The organism is Alkalicoccus luteus (assembly GCF_052061695.1).
GTDB lineage: Bacteria > Bacillota > Bacilli > Bacillales > Salisediminibacteriaceae > Alkalicoccus > Alkalicoccus luteus.
In genome coordinates, this window is record NZ_JBPZEY010000017.1 from 16149 (window position 1) to 32925 (window position 16777).

A 16777-nucleotide genomic window follows, 5' to 3' on the forward strand; every position below is an offset into this window, starting at 1 on the left:
GCACCTGTTTAGGGTTTCCAGCAGCTGGGTAAAGCAGGAAGGACAATTCCAGAAAAGGAGCGATTGCAATGGCAAAAAGCGTATTGATCGTAACTGGTGATGCTGTGGACTGTCTGGAAATTTACTATCCGTACTACCGCTGTCTGGAAGAGCAGGTGGAGGTCACGATTGCCTCTCCAACGCAGAAAAAGCTGCAGACGGTCGCGCATGATTTCCTGCCGGACATGGAAACGTTCACGGAAATGAAGGCGTATCAAATTGAATCGCACCAATCAGTCGATGATATTAACCCTGCGGACTTCGATTCTCTCATTCTGCCCGGCGGACGGGCTCCGGAATACATCCGGATGAATGAAAAAGTGCGCGAAATCACGGCTCACTTCCTTGAAGAAGATAAACCAATGGGCGTCATATGCCACGGACAGCAGATCTTGACGACAGTCGGTCATTTGATTAAAGGCCGCAAGATGACCGGCTACACGGCCTGTCAGCCGGAAATAGAGGCAGCTGGTGCTGAATACGTAAAGGCCGGCACTCACGTTGACGGCAACCTCGTAACCGGGCACGCCTGGCCTGATCTGCCTGACTTCATGCGGGAGTTCTTTTCCATCCTGCAAGTAAAAGAAGCCGGCCGCGCTTAACGAAAAATGCCCTTCCTCACGTCGAGGAAGGACATTTTTCTTTTTAGAAGGCTTTAACGAGTCCGCCGTCGACAAGCAGCGTCTGACCGGTGATGTACGTATTCGATCCGGAGCCGAGAAAGACAACTGCCTGAGCAAATTCGTCAGGGGTTCCGTAGCGTCCAGCCGGTATTTCTGCCTGCGCCTGCTTTTGCAGCTCTTCGACAGATGTCCCGGTTCGCTCTGCTCTGGCAGTATCCATCTGCTTCAGCCGGTCGGTGCCGATCCGACCCGGCCCGACAATATTGACGAGGATATTTTCTGCCGACAGCTCCTGTGACAGGCTTTTCGCAAGACCGGAAAGCCCCGCCCGAAAGGTGTTGGAGAGAATTAGACCATCAATCGGCTGCTTCACGGACGAAGACGCGATCATCACAATCCGCCCCGCCTCTGCTTTTCGCATCCACGGAAGTGCTTCACGCACGAGCCGGGTGACGCTCAGCAGCACCTGCTGAAACGACTGCTGCCACTGCTCATCTGTGATGCTGTCAAACGTCCCGGGCGGCGGACCGCCGGCGTTTGTTATGAGTACATCAATCCCGTCGTGCAGTTCTGCGCTTTTCGCCATCAGCGCGCGTATGGACTCCAGATCATTAACGTCACATGGAACGGCCTCCACGCGGCTACCGGTTTTCTGGCGAATTTCCGCTGCCGTTTGCTCCAGCTCTTCCCTGCTTCTGCTGGCAATGACTACTGAAGCCCCCTCCTGTGCATACGCTTCAGCCGTAGCCTTTCCAAGTCCTTTACTAGCTGCCAGTACAACGACTGAGCGGTCTTTCACCTTCATATCCATGTATTCTGCCTCCTTTTAAGCTGCGCCCGCCATCCGTTTTCCGGATCGTTTCGTCTGCCATACCGTGAAGGCGATCGAGAGTACAGCTAGTATTAAAAATGTAATCGAGATCGGTCTTGTGAAAAAGAGCGTCCAGTCCGGATTTGTCATAAACGCCCGGCGCAGGTTTACTTCCACAAGCGGACCGAGAATCACGCCGATGATGGCCGGAGCCAGAGCGAATTTATACTTCGTAAACAAATACCCGATCAGGCCCATCAGCAAAAGAATGTACAGATCTGACACGCGGTTGTTTAACACAAACGTCCCGACGACACAGAGGACGAAAATGATCGGCACAAGCAGATGCACAGGAACGTTGGTCACCTTCACGAACAATTTCATTCCTGCGAACTGTGCGATCAGCATCCAAAAGGATGCAACAAAAAAGGCGAAGAAGATACCGCCGACGATGTTCGGCTCAGATGTCACAAGCAGCGGTCCAGGGGTAATCCCGTGAATCATGAGCGCCGATAACAGGACTGCTGTTACAGCTGAACCCGGGATACCGAGTGCCACGGTCGGAATCAGATCACCGCCGACAGTAGAGTTATTACCCGCTTCTGATGCGACGACTCCTTCTTCACAGCCGGTTCCAAACTTTTTTGGATCCTTCGACCACTTTTTTGCCTGGTCATACGCAATAATGTTTGCGATACTGCCGCCTGCGCCAGGAATTGCCCCGACGATCGAGCCAATAATGGACGAACCGGTCAGCGTGCCCGGCTTTCGCAGCACCATGCGCAGTGTCTGAAGCGGCTTCAGTACTACTTTCATATCCTTCAATTCATCTTTTTGCTTCTCTTCCTTATCTTTAGCCATCTCCGTGCGTTCTAAAAAGACGAGCAGCCTGGAGATCGCAAACATGCCGATCAGCACGACGAGAAACGGAATGCCCGCGCGGAGAATGCCAAGATCAAACGTAAATCGTGATACGCCGGCAATCGGATCCGCTCCGACTGTCGCGATCAGCAGCCCGAACAGTCCGGCAATCAGGCCTTTCACGATTGACTCTCCCGTCACACTCGCGATGATCGTCAACGACAGAACGATAAGCGCAAACATCTCCCACGGACCGAACATGAGCGCGAATCTCGCAATTTGCGGCGCAATGGTAACGAGCAGAAGCAGGCTGATAATCGAACTTAAAAACGAAGCCCAGATGCCGATCGAAAGTGCCTTGCTCGCTTCTCCCTTTTTCGCCATCGGATAGGCATCGAAGGTCGTTGCAATCGACGAGGGCGTTCCTGGAATACCGAGAAGTGTCGCACTGATGAGTCCACCTGACATACCGCCGACAAACACGCCGATCATCGCCGCCACACCGGTGACCGGATCCATGCCAAACGTCAGCGGGAGGGTCAGCACAATTGCCATCGCGACGGTGAAGCCTGGAATCAGTCCGGCTAAAATTCCGACGACAACCCCGACGAAAATGATAAGCAAAATATGTAGTTGAAAAATTTCATTCATGCCGAGAATTAACAGATCAAACATGGAGGTACCTCCTTTCTATAGTAAGATGCCACTTGGGAAACGCACATATAACACGTTCTGGAAAAACAAGTACGTACTGAACGTAAGAACGACAGACACGCAGACGAGGATCACAATGTTTTTCCGCTTCTTTGGTCCAATCAGAAGACCTGCGGCAATCACAAATAACAGCGTCATCACCACAAAGCCGATTACATCGATCAGAATGATGTAAGCAGTCAGCATCGCAAACATAATGATGACGAGCTTGTACTCGTGAAGAAAGGCACGGAACTGCTCACCCGCTGACGCACCTGTGCCGGCAGCACGCTTCATATCGATGATCTTTCGAATTAACAGCACGAAAGACAGGACGGCCAGCAGAACAGCAATCAGCTGCGGGAACGTGCCCGGTCCGAGCTGACTCTCATTTAAATGCGCAAACTCATCTCCCTGCATAAATATCAGCCCGCTGAAGATAATCAGCAGCAGCAACACAATTATTTCTCCCATTATTTATTCTCCTTTCGTATCAGACGTCCTATACGGCAGAACCGTCCGGAGAGCATCACTCCCGGACGGCACACTGTCAGTTATTCCTCAAGCTCATCTCCCAGCTCCTCAATGATGCCGCTGATGATGTCATTTTGCTCATCAAGGTGCTCCCGGTAAGCCTCTGGTCCCATAAAATCTACCTGCGCTCCGACATTTTCCACCGCATCGATGTAATCCTGATCTTCAGCTGTCGCCTCAAACCATTCTCCGAGACGCTCAATGATCTCGTCGGGCGTTCCTTCAGGCGCTACATAGCCACGGTTTAAGCCCATCGTCAGCTCATAGCCTTCTTCCACGAACGTCGGTGTATCCGGCAGGTGATCGAGCCGCTCCTCGGTTCCAATTGCGATGAACTCCATGTCACCTGCTTCAACAAAATCAGAGGCAGATGGATAGTCGACGATCGCGGCATCAATATGCCCGCCGGCAAGTGCCTGAATGGCCTCTGCCAGACCTTCGTACCCAATCATGTTGTAGTCAATTTCAAGCTCCTGTGCCATCTGTTCGACCCAGATACGTGGAATTCCGGACACTGTGCCCCCGAAGTTAATTTCCTCCTGCTGCCCCAGCTCGACGAATTCATCGAGTGTGTCCACACCGAGATCAGTCGACACGGCGAGAATCTGATCAGCTGAAGACATCGCTGCAATCGGTTCGAATGTATCATAGTTAATCTGCGTGATATCTGAATGATGAGCGACGATCAGTCCTTCATGTACCTGCCCAAGCGTATAGCCGTCCGGCTGCTCGTCTGCAAGTTCTTCCAAGCCGACCGTTCCGCCAACGCCCGGTATGTTGACGTTAACGAAATTCGTATCAATATGATTTTCCGCATGCTCTGTGACAAGACGGCCCTCAATGTCACTTCCTCCGCCCGGATCCCACGGAATAATCATTTCGATTTCTCTGCTCGGATAATCCTCCACCGCTTCTTCCCCGCCTCCGCAAGCTGCGAGTGCTGTAACAGCGAGGATGGATCCGGCTGCTGTTGAATAGGTGCTTGCACGCTTTCTCATGTTCTCGTCCCCTTTCGAAATGGGCTTTGTACCCACCTGCATGTTTACTCAATTATCAAATAAATCAAAATAATTGATTAATGAAAACAGTTATATAGGAGATAAGAATAAAATGCGACATTTTCTCAGATTTTTTTTGTAGTTCCGAACATTTTGTTTGCTTTCTCGCCGAATGAAATAGCAATTAATCCCATTTTATCCAACTTCACGTGTATGATCATGCAGACGTTTAGATTTTTCAATAAAAAGGTAAACGTCGAAGGAAGCTCGAAACGAGGAGGAGTAAAAATGACGATCTTGGATGAGAAACTAAAGAAGAAAATAGGATATGGGACAGCACCGCTCGGAAACCTGTTCCGGGACGTACCTGAACAGGAAGCAGAGGATACGGTGCGTGCGGTATGGGATGCAGGCATCCGCTATTTTGATACTGCTCCGTTTTATGGAGCCGGCCTTGCTGAAGAACGATTAGGCCGTGTTCTCTCAGAGAAAAATCGCGATGACTTCATTTTAAGCACAAAAGTCGGACGCGTTGTCCTTGATGAAAAAGAGGACAAGGAGGGACTGTTTGAGGACGGTTATCAAAATAAGCTGTTGAATGAATATACAGAGGATGCGGTGAAGCGTTCGATCGAACAAAGCCTCGAACGACTGCAGACAGACCGTCTCGACATCGTGTATGTCCATGACTTATCGCCTGACTTCCTTGGGGATGAGTGGATTACTAAATTTGATGAAGCCCGAAACGGCGCGTTTAAAGCTCTCGCTAAGATGCGGGATGAAGGGATTATTTCCGCCTGGGGGCTCGGTGTGAACACGACGATACCGATCGAGCTCGCACTGGAGCTGGAGGAAACGAAGCCGGATATCAGCCTGCAGGCACTTCAGTATACGCTGCTGCAGCATGAGCGTGCTCTGACCCACCTGATGCCCCGTGTCAGTCAGCAGGATTCCCGTATTGTTGTCGGCGGTCCTTATAATTCCGGCGCGCTGCTTGGCGGCGACCATTTTGATTATGCACCCATCACAGATGACCAGCGCAAGCATATTAAACAGGTAGAGAAAATTGCTGAGCGGCACGGCGTCAGCTTAAAGGCCGCAGCGCTGCAATTTTCAACGGCAAATCCGAACGTATCGGCTGTTATTCCAGGTTCGACTCGTCCCGACCGGATTCAGGCTGATCTCGACGCCTTATCCGAGCATATTCCATCTGCGTTCTGGATCGACATGATCGACGAAGGTCTTGTTTCACCTGATGCTCCACTTCCGTCTTAAACGAATAGATTAGCTTCCGCACTGAAAATGGGTCTGTACCCATTTTCAGTGCTTTTTTGTGAAAACTCCTGCCACAAGCCCGTCTGTTTTCCCACTCCCCAGAGATCACATGTCCGCAGCCGATCACTTCATACGCATGGCACCCTCAGCTTGTGATTACATGTCAGGGCTCCTTTTTCTGCCATTGTTCACAAAATAGATGTATTTTAAATACATCTTTAAGCGCTGAATATGGTTCAATAGAAGTAGATTATGTGGAGGTGGATAAAGATGTTAACTGAGGCACAGAAAGAGACGATTAAGGCGACGATTCCCGTTTTGGAAGAGCATGGCACCACGGTAACGACGCATTTTTATAACACGTTGTTCGAGGATCATCCGGAGCTGCTCCACGTGTTTAATCATGTCCACCAGAAAACGGGCATGCAGCCGCGGGCGCTTGCTCATTCTCTTTATCAGGCTGCTGTCCACATCGACCGCCTGGAAGCGATCGGCCCGTTTGTGGAACGTGTCGCCCATAAGCATCGCAGCATCGGCGTCCGCGCCGAGCATTATCCATTGGTCGGAGAGTATTTGCTGCGGGCGATGCAGGAGAAGCTGAACTTGGAAAAGGATCATCCGGTGATCGAGGCCTGGGGTGCAGCCTACGGTGTGATAGCAGACATTTTCATTGAAACGGAAAAGAAAATGTACGAAGCTGCCGGATGGGATGGCTTTGAGGAGCTTGAAGTCGTGACAAAACGACAGGAGAGCAGCGAAATCACATCGTTTTACGTTAAACGCGCTAATGGCAAGCCACTTCCACCGTTTGAGCCTGGACAATACATCAGCATCATGGCGCAAATTTCGGGAGAGCAGTATACGCATATTCGTCAGTATTCTCTTTCCGATCAGCCTGATACCGGTTATTACCGGATCAGCGTGAAGCGGGAAAGCGGACCGGATGGCATCGTTTCCAACTGGCTGCATGACAGCGTCCATGTCGGCTCCACACTCCCGGCCAGCGCGCCAGCCGGAGATTTCACGGTTAAATCGTCTCACACCCCTGCCGTTTTCATAGCTGGCGGGGTCGGTATCACACCGCTGATCAGCATGATGAAGCAGCAAAAGGAAGCCGAGCCGGAACGTCCGATGACGCTAATTCATGCCGTCCGGGACCGCCGCACAGCTGGATTAACAGCAGAAACAAAAGACTGGGCCACCGCTCCTCACAAACGCTTCCTCGTCATTGAACATCCTGCACACAGCGAGGACGGGGATGCACAGGGACGACTGACAGCTGCTATGCTCCGCCGCTTTATGCCCGAGCAACCTGCAGACGTCTATCTGTGTGGACCTGAAGCGTTCATGCAGACAGCCGCCGGGCTGCTCAGCCAGATCGGTGTTTCTGACGATCGTATCCACTACGAGTTTTTCGGACCGGGAACCGCTCTGGAGCCAGCCATGCTCGAGGAGTATTAGAAATACAGACGTAAAACAAGCCGGAAGCAGTGATGCTCCCGGCTCATCAGAGTGCTGATAAAGTCGGTTCAGGTGAATAACGTTGCATCTCCGAACACTCGCTTTTCGGCGGTAGCGGGGTCGGCTTTCCTCCTGCCATCCGCCGTGCCTTTCTCTGATTCTCATTCCCGCGGAGTCGATCCGCTCTGATTTCAGCAGTTGACAGAAGAGGGTTGACTATCGTGGAAGTCTGCTGGATAGTGAATGGAATCTATATAGGCAACGTTTTATTCCCAATCGTGATGTCGGTACTCCACACCCTTCGCCATATTTGTAACGCCCATACAGAGTTTTCTAGTAAGAGCTCATACAAATTCTCAACGATCAGCTCCCTAAACGGGAATAGAGATGAGGCTTTAGAAATTCTCTCAATACTATACATTCAAGACTGAAGTAATTTATATATATGACTATTTTTTGGTTTGAATGGTCACTTTCGGATCTCTATCTGCAATCACTTCAACTACATCATCTACGGTAAGATACACATGATGATACGCCTTTTTTTCTTTAGGCAGATGGATCCCCACTGCCTCCCTGGCCCATGCCATTAGGGAAGAATTCACCATTTTAAAGAAAGGCCAACCGTGCTCCTTTATTCCGTTTTCTATAAGCTTTTGCTCAGCAGCGCTTTTTATATCAAATCGCATGTGTTCAGGAGTTTGAACAAGAGCATAGACATCACCCTCAAGTCCTTCCGGAGTAGGAAATTCAGGCCTTTCATAATCAATCAAGTAAAAATATTCATTATCTTCCAAAACGATATGAAGTTCATGTTCTTGTACTACGGAGTATAGCTGTATTGCATCGTATTCACCGGGATAGGTGTTAGTGATGCTTAATGTGTGATTTAGGATAGGATTCCAATAAGCGATCATAAAAACATAAACCCTCCGATCAAATGGCTTCTAACTGTAATTTAATTTTTATTCATACCTGATTTTTCCTTACTTATAAGTATAGATAATGTTGCTTGGTTAGTACTATGTGATGTGTATAGTGACCTTGTACCCGATGTGGAATCTTTTAACTCCGTTCTAATACCATTATTAGAGCCTCTCATCCACAGTTTGGGCCGACTGTTCCATTTGCTTCGTGTTAAGTTATTTTTGCGAAGACTTATGTCGTTTTATTCGTTATAACGATCTGTTATGTTGCGTAAATCACTTTTGACCGTTGCTGAATTACTTTCAAGGAGCTCTCTGTTACAATTTGCCCGCGTTGTGCAGCTTTTAACGCTCGCAAAGTTGGTTTTGAATGAAAACCTCCTGTCAAACCATTTGCCAGGGCTGGGAGCGGTAAACCGTTCACCTTCATAAAGGAAAATTGATTAAGCGAGTGAAGGAAAGCCTACCGCGGCTCGGTAAACAGCCGGGGATAAAACCAAACGGATAAGCTTATAAACAGATTCACTCTTTCAACAGCCTGAAGCCGGGAGCAGTGATGCTCCCGGCTTGTGGTTCGTTCTTGATAATAGAAGCCGCTTTAACGCAGCTGTTTTGCGGCCTTAATCAACGTTTTTCCGCCCCACAGGATCAGCCCGACTCCGGCAAACAGGAGCGCTGCCAATGAGCCAAAAAACACAATTGCTCCGCTCATACTTAACACCGTCCTTTTATGAACCGTTTAGAGATAATCGTTTGCTGTACAGAAGCTGTTTACAACGCCAACGTGGCTCCAGCGGTTGCAGCCTTCTGTCACGCCCCACGTGTAAAAGTCACTCGTTATTTCAGAAGCAAGTTCCCAGCCAACGAAGGCCGCCAGACCGCCGAGGAAGACAACAACAGCAACGGGCAGAGCCTGCGTAGAAATTTCGCCGGGATCGTGATGGACGGCTCCGTAATACTGCAGCGCCTGAGAAATATCAGCGATTTCCTCTTCGGTAAACGAAGCAGATGCCGCCTCTTCGTCCAGCTCATACCAGCCGTTTACCGGAATCAAATACGGTTCAAGCTGCTGCTGGACCTGATCCAGCTCTGAGGCCGCCGGCACTGCCTGTTCCCCGTTCGTTTCGGCAAAGGCCGGGGTGACAAGGCTGAAGATAAGCAAAAGCGAAGACATCAAAACGACAACGTTTTTTCCTAACTGCTGCAAGATGAAAATCTCCTCCTTTATCTACGTTACCGTGAAGATAAAACAGAATCAGAAAATGTGCAACGTTTGGAAAAATGTCCATTTGAGTTTTTGCTCCATTGACAGCCAAATTTCACAGATTTTCCAGATGACGACTTGACGATCCCACTATTAAATTCCTTTATATGGAATAGTTACTTTCTTTCGTTTGACTCATTTCGGTGAAACATATGCGCTGTTTTTCGTTTTTGAAACATTCTCAAAAATATATCGCCGCGTCACCATTAAAAACAAGCCGGCAAATGTGACAGCTGCGAAGAAAGATCCTGCAATGTCTGATGGGTAGTGCCAGCCGTCTGAAACACGCGAGTAACTGCCAGCCGCCGCTGCGAGAAAGATGAAGATACCAGCTCCCGCCCGCATCACCCTGCTTGAGCAATAGTGCAGCAAAAGCCAGATTAAAAAGCCTGCCAGTAAAAGAAGCCGCATCGTATGCCCACTCGGGAAGCTGTAGGATTTCAATTCGAATTCAAATGAGAACAGCTCAATCATCCGTTCAGCTCCCGGACGCTCTCTTTGAATGAGGTACTTAAGCATCAACGTAAACAGCATGCCTCCGAAAAAATACGCCATCACATACCAGGCAAGCCGGCGCTTTTTATATATGAGAAAAACGCCGGCTGCCAGAAGCGCTGTTGCGATCGTAACTTCTGCGCTTCCGAACCAGCCTGCTGCAGAAACAGCGCTCATACCTCCACCTTAGCAGCTTTTTCTTTTTTAGCTGCAGCAGACCAGGGAAACCTGTTCCAGAAAAACCCTGTCGTAAATGTGAGGAGCAGCACGCTCCAGAACAAGCCCTTCCAGAGCAGGGAATGCGGGAAATGATGATCGATGACAGCAATATCCGGATGAGCGAGCGTGTAAACGACGAGCTTAAAGCCGACCCAGCCGACGATCAAATAAGATACGTGCTCCAGCTGAGGCTTTTGCTCCAGCAGACGGATAAACCAGTGAGCAGCAAAACGCATGAGCACAATGCCGATCAATCCGGCAGCCAGTACGACTGCGAACTGGCCTCCGTCCATACCTCCAACCGATGGCAGGCCAGTTTTCGGAAGCACCACTGCCAAAGCGACTGCAGCTAAAATCGAGTCTACTGCAAATGCAATGTCCGCCAGTTCCACCTTAAACACGGTGCTCCAGAATCCACCGCCGCTTTTGCGGATCTTCGCCTGTACATGGCGGCGGAAAAAGTGGTTCAGAGCCAAAAAGATCAGGTAAGCGGCACCGATCGCCTGGACCTGCCACACGTCGATTAACAAGGAAATCATAAACAACGAGCTGAATCGGAATAAAAAAGCGCCTGCGAGGCCGTAAAACAATGCCTTCTTGCGCTGCTTTTCCGGCAGGTGCCGTACCATCATTGCCAGCACGAGCGCGTTATCAGCTGCAAGCAGCCCCTCCAGACCAATCAGGATCAACAGTGTCCATCCGTACTCAAGCAGCATTGCCGTCATCTCTCATAACCTCTTTCGTATCAGCGTCTGAGGCAAAAAGAAAAGACCTTTACCTCAGCGGTAAAGGTCTTGCCGGCAAATGACGCTGCCCAGCTGAACCGGGGGATAAAATCCCCGTCCTGACGACTCAGCTGAAGTGGCTACTCCCCTTTAATGTTATTAGGAGAAGTATACTTTCTGCCAGTTCCAGTGTCTGCGGAAATGTCATGTATCAATTGGTAAAATTGTGTAGTCATCATCTTCTTCGAGGCGCACGATTTCCTGCTGCTATTATCAGCCGGTTTTGCTTCTGCTCACGCTTACTGTATCTCCCACACCCGCTATGACAACGCACGTCTCTGAGAGCGGTAAAAACACTTCCGGCGCTGAGGTATGCGTAAACACCGTTCGAACAGGCTGAATTCGCTTCAGCAATGCTTTCGTTTCGGGTAAAAGCGGATGTACGAAGAACGAGACTTTTTCATACGGACCTGATTTAAACACAGAAAGCTTCGGACCCGTGGTAAAAAGGGTGGAGCCCGATAGATCTCCGCCGGCAAGCGTCCTTTCGAGATAAAGCCCTGCGGTATGCTGATCCTGTTGATCAGGTGCTGCCGCTTTCATCAGAGCAGCTTCCAGTCTTGCGCCTCCTTTTTCCGTGTACCAGTCGCGGCGCTTTTTCAGGCTGTTTAGCGTGTAGACGCGGATTTGCGGATCCAATGCTACCTTCATGCCTGCTTCTGTTAACAGAACGAGCAGCTCCTGTGTCTTACCCGAAAGCGGCCCGTGAATTGCAGCCGGCATCCGTTCCCTCAAGCTCTGCAGCAGCGCCTCCTCCATCTTCTCCGGATCACGCGTTTCAAGACCGTAGGCACCGTCCAGGATGGCCAAGTCTACCGGCTTTTCAGTCGGGAGATCGTATGGATAAAGCGTGGAGCGCATCGAATAATCACCGGAAAAAAACACGGTTTCGCCTTTCACGTTAAATAAGAACCAGCAGGCCCCTTCCGTGTGTCCTGCTCTTCCAAAGCAGTATGGCGTCTTATCAACCGCGTGCCAGGATCCGGCTGCAGCTGATTTCAGCTCTACGGCGTAAAAACCGTCCGGCAGCGGACCTGTTTGCGCAAGCGTCGGGGCCGATGCATAAACCGGTCCGCTCCATCCTGTCTCGGCAAGTTTTCCTAATGCACCCGTGTGATCATCGTGGCTGTGGGTTAAAAAGACGGCCTTCAGCCGCTCCGGATCGATGCGATCGAACTCCGGATACACGGCGCCGCTTTGGCTTTTTGCAATGCCGCAGTCGATTAAGTAATCCTGCTCTTCTGTATGCAATAAAAAAAGGAGCGGCCGTACTCGCCGGCCCCTCCCAGAAACGTAACGTGCATGATCATCATTCTCCTTTACGTCCGGTAGCGGTGTGACCGTTCTTTCATTTTTTCCACACCGATGAGAACAACTGTCGTTAATCCCACCGTGACAAGTGCCATAGCCATGCCCTGGGCGACCGTCCCCTGTTCAAATCAGGATCTTCTAATCCGGCAATCATTCGCAGCAGCGTCGTTTTCCCGCATCCGGACGGGCCGACGAGGCTGACAAATTCCCCTGACTGAATGGTCATTGATAACGGCTTCAGTGCCTGCAGCGTTCCGAACCATTTTTCAAGCTGTCTGAACTGAATATCCATACTGTCCGCTCCTTTCGTCTACACTCCGTATGTTACGGATGAAATGTTAAGGAAATTTAAAGACAGAATTAACATTCCTTCAATACTGCTGTGGTATTCTCTATTTACATATAGATTTTTTCTATACTTGCACCGCAAAATCAGCTTGTATTATTCAAAAAAGGAAGATGCTGAATGAAATGGAAGCAGATCGAGGTATTTTATACGTTCTCACAGCTGCAAAACGTTTCACGAACCGCAGAAGAGCTGGGAGTCAAGCAGCCGACAGTGACCTTTCACCTGAAGCAGCTGGAGCAGTCGATCGGAACACCGCTGTTTGAACGAAAAGGGGAACAGGTCACGCTCACTCCAGCCGGTGCAGCGCTACGGCACTACAGCCGGGAGCTGATGGCGCTGTTCCGGGAAACCGAGCGGGTGATGCGCGATTACCGGGATAAGAAAGGGGAGTTATTTCTCGGCGCAAGCTACATTCCGGCCAACTACTTGCTGCCGCCGATTTTATACCAGTTTCAGCAGAAGACACCGGATGTGCAGCTGCGTATTTCTATCCAGCCTGCTCCCCAGACAGCAGATGATATCATCATGAAGCGGCTCGATATCGGCATCGTGTCCGAGCAGAATCTGACGACGTCGAAGCTGACGGTTAAACGCCTTTGTCCAGATGACGTTGTCCTCGTTACGCCTCCCGGACATCCCCTGTTGGATTCCACCCAGCTCGAAGCAGATATTGAGCGGTTCCCGCTCTTGCTTCATCAAAGCGGATCGACGCGTGATATCGTCAACGACTGGGCAGCTGAAGAGAAGCTGAACCTGAATGTCGCGATGGAGCTGACGAATGTAGAGGCGATTCGTTCCTTAGTCCGGCTTGGAAGCGGCTGTGCGATCCTTTCCTCCCGGGCAGTGGAGGAAGATCTTGCTGCGGGCAAACTCGCAATCCGGCCGCTTCCGTATGAGCAAGCCTCGCGCTGGATCTCGTTAATTTATCGCAAAGACCGCCCCGTTACACCGATCATGGAGTCTTTCTTTACGGAGCTTTACAGCGGCATCGGTTACAGTGAAACGGAAACATAAAAAAGCCCTCTCACGCAACTGCGCAAGAAGACGCTAAGGTAAATAGGCTTGAATGTCTTCTGTACTTCCCACTTCATAAAGCGTATGTGTGTCGTCTGCGTGCATGGCACTTCCGTTCTCGTCATCGAGCCACAGGTGCCAGGCGTCTTTTCCATCGAGCACGACCGTCCAGTCCGGCTCCACGACGTCCACCGCTCCGGAGAGGCGGCTGCCTTCAGAAAGCGTCTCTGTAAATGCGTTCACCGCTTCCTCGTCTTCCAGGACGATCACCGGATCCCCGCCCCAGCCATGGAAGGAAGTAAAGCTGTAAACAGCGATTTGATCTGCATGAATGTCCGGCGAACAAGCCGCCAGCAGCAGCGCTATAACAAGCAGCAGCCTCATGATGCACGCAGCCTTACGACGATCGTCCAGGCCAGAAGCAGCGCCCAGCCTACTGCGCTCCATCCAATCAGCACGTTCAATATCAGGATGAGCCGCCGTCTCGTCTGTCCGAACAGGTACGCAAGCGCTGCCGGGAGAAAATAAACAAGCAGCACACAAACAACGGCCAAAAGAAGCAGCGGCGTGACGCTGATCCATTCCATTATGACTCCTCCCCTATTTCGCGTGCGTAGCGGAAAGAACGATAGTCGTCTCCTTCCTGATTCGAAAAAGAGGGCTTTTCAGCCACAAATTGAAAGCCTCTGCTTTCGTAAAAGGGGATGCCCTTCTGATTGCCTTTTGCAACGGACACCCACTGTCTCCGTGATCCTTTCAGCTGCTGAACGTGTGTCAGTGTCTCCAGCAGCATGGTACCGATCCCCTCACCGCGGCGCGCCGGATCGAGATAGAGCACGTAAACTTCGCTTTCGGCTTCACCCGTCAGCCCACCCCCGATTGCACCGACGACCTCTCCATTTTCAACAGCAACGTAATAGCCATCCCACCGCTCGCTCTCTTCAAGCTCATCCTTTATTCTGGTTTCGTTGTACCAGTAACGGTGGTTGCGTTCAATATAGGCATCCTCCTGCAGACCGCGGTAGGCGTTACGGCAGCCCTCGCAGCAGACACGCTGAATGCCTTCTACATGTTCTAGTTCTGCACGCTTCACGTGTATCATCGTCATCCTCCTTTTTTCTATTAGGTTGACCTATTTTGCCTCCGAAACGCGATCATCAGCAGGCCGGCAGCTGCCAGGATTCCGCTTGCCGTAACGAATACCAAGGCTTCAGCCGCATAGAGCAGCAGCGCGGAGGCTGCGAGCGGCCCAAGCACTTGGCCAATGCCATAAAGGGCTGTTAAATTTCCGGTCGCTTTTTGGCGTTTGCCTGGAAATTCCTCGTGAGCGAGGCTGATCGTCATCATCGTAATTCCCATAAACGTGCCTCCAAACAGCACCGCACTTACGAGCAGCAGACTGAGGTTTCCCGTTAACGCCGGAATCAGCACACCGATTGTTTGTGCCGCGTACGCCCAGATAAGCGCCGACTGCTTCGTCACTCTCGCCCCGACCCACGCCCAGAAAAGACACGACGGCACAGCACCGATCCCGACGAACATCCAGATAACAGCCGGATCGGTATCCAACCCGCCGGTGCCGGCCAAAATCGATACAATAAAGGTCGCAAAAATAATATAGCCAAAGCCTTCGAGAAAGTAGGCGGTGAAGAGCGTCCGCTCCCTGCGCCGGTCTCCGCCAGGGGCCGGCTGTACTGAAACGGTATGCGATTTCGCTTCCGTTTGCTTCGGATACAGCAGCAGTATGACAGCTGCGGCGATGCATACGAGCAGCCCCATCCCGATCCAGGCCGCTTCCCACGCTTCTTCAGCTCCCGCGAAGCGCGGTACGGCATAGCCGGAAAGAAAAATACCGAAGCCTACCCCACCATACAGCAGTCCGATCCAATAAGGGGCAGCCTTTGCCCGCTGCAGGATGGGCAGGATCAGTCCGGCTGTCCAGACGAATCCGACTCCTCCTAAAAAGCCGGCGGCGAACCGAAGCAGGCTCCAGATGACGGAAGACTCTGTAAGCCCCATCAGCAGTACGGTTAGCCCGGTCAGCACGACTACTGCGATCCAGCGCAGCCGCCCTGCCATCAAGCTCCCTCCGGCAAACGCTCCGAGGAAGTAGCCGATGTAATTTGCAGAAGCGAGCCAGCCCGCCTCCAGCTCTCCAACTCTGTCCGTCTCCATCAATGGAAGGATCGGCGTATACGCAAAGCGTCCGATGCCCATGAGAGCAGCCAGTGCCAAAAAGCCAGCGGCGGCCGCTGCTATGTAAATCCGCGTCATACGCCCCATCCCTTCGATTGGAAATCCATGTCTACTTTATCATAGCAGATTCCAGTTCCTGACTGCCAAGTACGACATCACGAAATAGATGTCCGCATGTTAAGACATGACGAATCTCGTCAGATGAACGCAAAAAACACCCTGCAAATGCTTCACAGGATGCCATCTTGCTTCTTATTTGTTTTTCACGGTCGTGTACGCCAGCATGCCGATACTGACAATAATCACGCCGATGATGACGAAAAAGAAAGACACTAGCTAAATCCATTCCGATTCACCTTGTTTATTCGTCTAAAAACTTTCATTTCGAGAACAGGACCATATGTTTTAACTGCCTACGGTCTAATTTCTCTCACAACGCTGCCGACATTACAGGTGCTCATAAAATTAACTTCCTATATGTACCAACCGTATAGCAGGCTGGATTTCATTTCAACAACGCCTTTTGACTCATATAACACTAAAAAGAGTTACAATTGCCTGCTAGTTAAGAAATGGAATAAAACGTTAGAGTGGCTATATTCCATTTATTTGTTTTTATTACCATTATCTTCATATCAGTGCGTTAATCTATCATAAAACGTCAAACATTGTAGCGAACAATGATACATTCAGGTAACCAAACGTTATGTTAAAAGCCACATTTATCGGACCGCAGGCCCTCATGTTATCGCATAGGTACTAATAGCGACATAAAGAGCGGATTTGTTGAAGCCTATGCATAATAAATGGGGCTGTCTAAAAAGCTCTTCTTGAAACAAAAAGCGGTGCCGGATATGTCCGGTACCGCTTTTTTTTGGAATGAAATGAGAAAAAGACAAAAAAATAGCAGAAATCCGAGCGGC

At 50.5% G+C, this 16777-nt stretch carries 18 protein-coding genes and 1 pseudogene; 4 read left to right on the top strand and 15 right to left on the bottom strand.

Annotation, left to right across the window (positions count from 1 at the left end; translation table 11 throughout):
- Nucleotides 1-68 precede the first annotated feature (68 nt).
- Nucleotides 69-641, top strand: coding sequence for a DJ-1/PfpI family protein (locus ACSZLD_RS16190; RefSeq protein WP_377908575.1), 573 nt, complete (start codon nt 69-71; stop codon nt 639-641).
- Nucleotides 642-684: 43 nt separating this feature from the next.
- Here ACSZLD_RS16190 and ACSZLD_RS16195 read toward each other — a convergent pair whose 3' ends face one another.
- From ACSZLD_RS16195 to ACSZLD_RS16210, 4 genes are all read right to left on the bottom strand, one after another.
- Entirely contained in the window at nt 685-1473 is a 789-nt protein-coding gene (locus tag ACSZLD_RS16195; protein WP_444685791.1) for an SDR family oxidoreductase, read from the bottom strand.
- Nucleotides 1474-1488: 15 nt separating this feature from the next.
- Nucleotides 1489-3009 (bottom strand): tripartite tricarboxylate transporter permease, encoded by a 1521-nt coding sequence (locus tag ACSZLD_RS16200; RefSeq protein ID WP_444685792.1) that lies wholly within the window; start codon nt 3007-3009, stop codon nt 1489-1491.
- A 15-nt stretch (nt 3010-3024) separates the two neighbouring features.
- Nucleotides 3025-3501: a tripartite tricarboxylate transporter TctB family protein gene (locus ACSZLD_RS16205; protein WP_444685793.1), complete on the bottom strand. Its 477-nt coding sequence runs from the start codon at nt 3499-3501 to the stop codon at nt 3025-3027.
- A gap of 80 nt (nt 3502-3581) precedes the next feature.
- Nucleotides 3582-4559, bottom strand: coding sequence for a Bug family tripartite tricarboxylate transporter substrate binding protein (locus tag ACSZLD_RS16210; RefSeq protein ID WP_444685794.1), 978 nt, complete (start codon nt 4557-4559; stop codon nt 3582-3584).
- Nucleotides 4560-4847: 288 nt separating this feature from the next.
- Between ACSZLD_RS16210 and ACSZLD_RS16215 the strand changes: the two genes are divergently transcribed.
- Nucleotides 4848-5834, top strand: a complete 987-nt coding sequence (locus ACSZLD_RS16215; protein ID WP_444685795.1) for an aldo/keto reductase — start codon at nt 4848-4850, stop codon at nt 5832-5834.
- A 270-nt stretch (nt 5835-6104) separates the two neighbouring features.
- Nucleotides 6105-7295 (top strand): NO-inducible flavohemoprotein, encoded by a 1191-nt coding sequence (gene hmpA / locus ACSZLD_RS16220; RefSeq protein ID WP_444685796.1) that lies wholly within the window; start codon nt 6105-6107, stop codon nt 7293-7295.
- A gap of 449 nt (nt 7296-7744) precedes the next feature.
- On the opposite strand, the gene ACSZLD_RS16225 is transcribed toward hmpA, so the two are convergent.
- From ACSZLD_RS16225 to ACSZLD_RS16250, 6 genes and pseudogenes are all read right to left on the bottom strand, one after another.
- Complete coding sequence (locus ACSZLD_RS16225; protein WP_444685797.1) at nt 7745-8212, bottom strand: hypothetical protein; 468 nt, start codon at nt 8210-8212, stop codon at nt 7745-7747.
- A 748-nt stretch (nt 8213-8960) separates the two neighbouring features.
- Entirely contained in the window at nt 8961-9428 is a 468-nt protein-coding gene (locus ACSZLD_RS16230; protein WP_444685798.1) for a hypothetical protein, read from the bottom strand.
- A 192-nt stretch (nt 9429-9620) separates the two neighbouring features.
- Nucleotides 9621-10157: a phosphatase PAP2 family protein gene (locus tag ACSZLD_RS16235; protein ID WP_444685799.1), complete on the bottom strand. Its 537-nt coding sequence runs from the start codon at nt 10155-10157 to the stop codon at nt 9621-9623.
- Entirely contained in the window at nt 10154-10924 is a 771-nt protein-coding gene (locus ACSZLD_RS16240) for a TerC family protein (protein WP_377910449.1), read from the bottom strand. The genes ACSZLD_RS16235 and ACSZLD_RS16240 overlap by 4 nt, the downstream gene beginning before the upstream one ends.
- Before the next feature lie 273 nt (nt 10925-11197).
- Nucleotides 11198-12235: an MBL fold metallo-hydrolase gene (locus ACSZLD_RS16245; protein ID WP_444685800.1), complete on the bottom strand. Its 1038-nt coding sequence runs from the start codon at nt 12233-12235 to the stop codon at nt 11198-11200.
- A gap of 187 nt (nt 12236-12422) precedes the next feature.
- Nucleotides 12423-12587: pseudogene (locus ACSZLD_RS16250) on the bottom strand (ATP-binding cassette domain-containing protein); the annotation flags it as partial.
- Nucleotides 12588-12761: 174 nt separating this feature from the next.
- Between ACSZLD_RS16250 and ACSZLD_RS16255 the strand changes: the two are divergent.
- A complete protein-coding gene (locus ACSZLD_RS16255; protein ID WP_444685801.1) occupies nt 12762-13658 on the top strand; it encodes a LysR substrate-binding domain-containing protein in 897 nt (298 codons plus the stop codon).
- A gap of 33 nt (nt 13659-13691) precedes the next feature.
- Here ACSZLD_RS16255 and ACSZLD_RS16260 read toward each other — a convergent pair whose 3' ends face one another.
- The 5 genes from ACSZLD_RS16260 to ACSZLD_RS16280 form a co-directional block, all read right to left on the bottom strand.
- Nucleotides 13692-14042 (bottom strand): YhfM domain-containing protein, encoded by a 351-nt coding sequence (locus tag ACSZLD_RS16260; RefSeq protein ID WP_444685802.1) that lies wholly within the window; start codon nt 14040-14042, stop codon nt 13692-13694.
- Nucleotides 14039-14245 (bottom strand): superinfection immunity protein, encoded by a 207-nt coding sequence (locus ACSZLD_RS16265; RefSeq protein WP_377910457.1) that lies wholly within the window; start codon nt 14243-14245, stop codon nt 14039-14041. The genes ACSZLD_RS16260 and ACSZLD_RS16265 overlap by 4 nt, the downstream gene beginning before the upstream one ends.
- Nucleotides 14245-14760 (bottom strand): GNAT family N-acetyltransferase, encoded by a 516-nt coding sequence (locus ACSZLD_RS16270; protein WP_444685803.1) that lies wholly within the window; start codon nt 14758-14760, stop codon nt 14245-14247. Before ACSZLD_RS16270 ends, ACSZLD_RS16265 begins: the two co-directional genes overlap by 1 nt.
- A gap of 20 nt (nt 14761-14780) precedes the next feature.
- On the bottom strand, nt 14781-15932 hold the full coding sequence (locus ACSZLD_RS16275) for a YbfB/YjiJ family MFS transporter (protein WP_444685804.1): 1152 nt from the start codon (nt 15930-15932) through the stop codon (nt 14781-14783).
- 662 nt (nt 15933-16594) lie between these two features.
- Nucleotides 16595-16777: hypothetical protein (locus ACSZLD_RS16280; RefSeq protein WP_444685805.1), on the bottom strand; the 183-nt coding region annotated here is incomplete at its 5' end.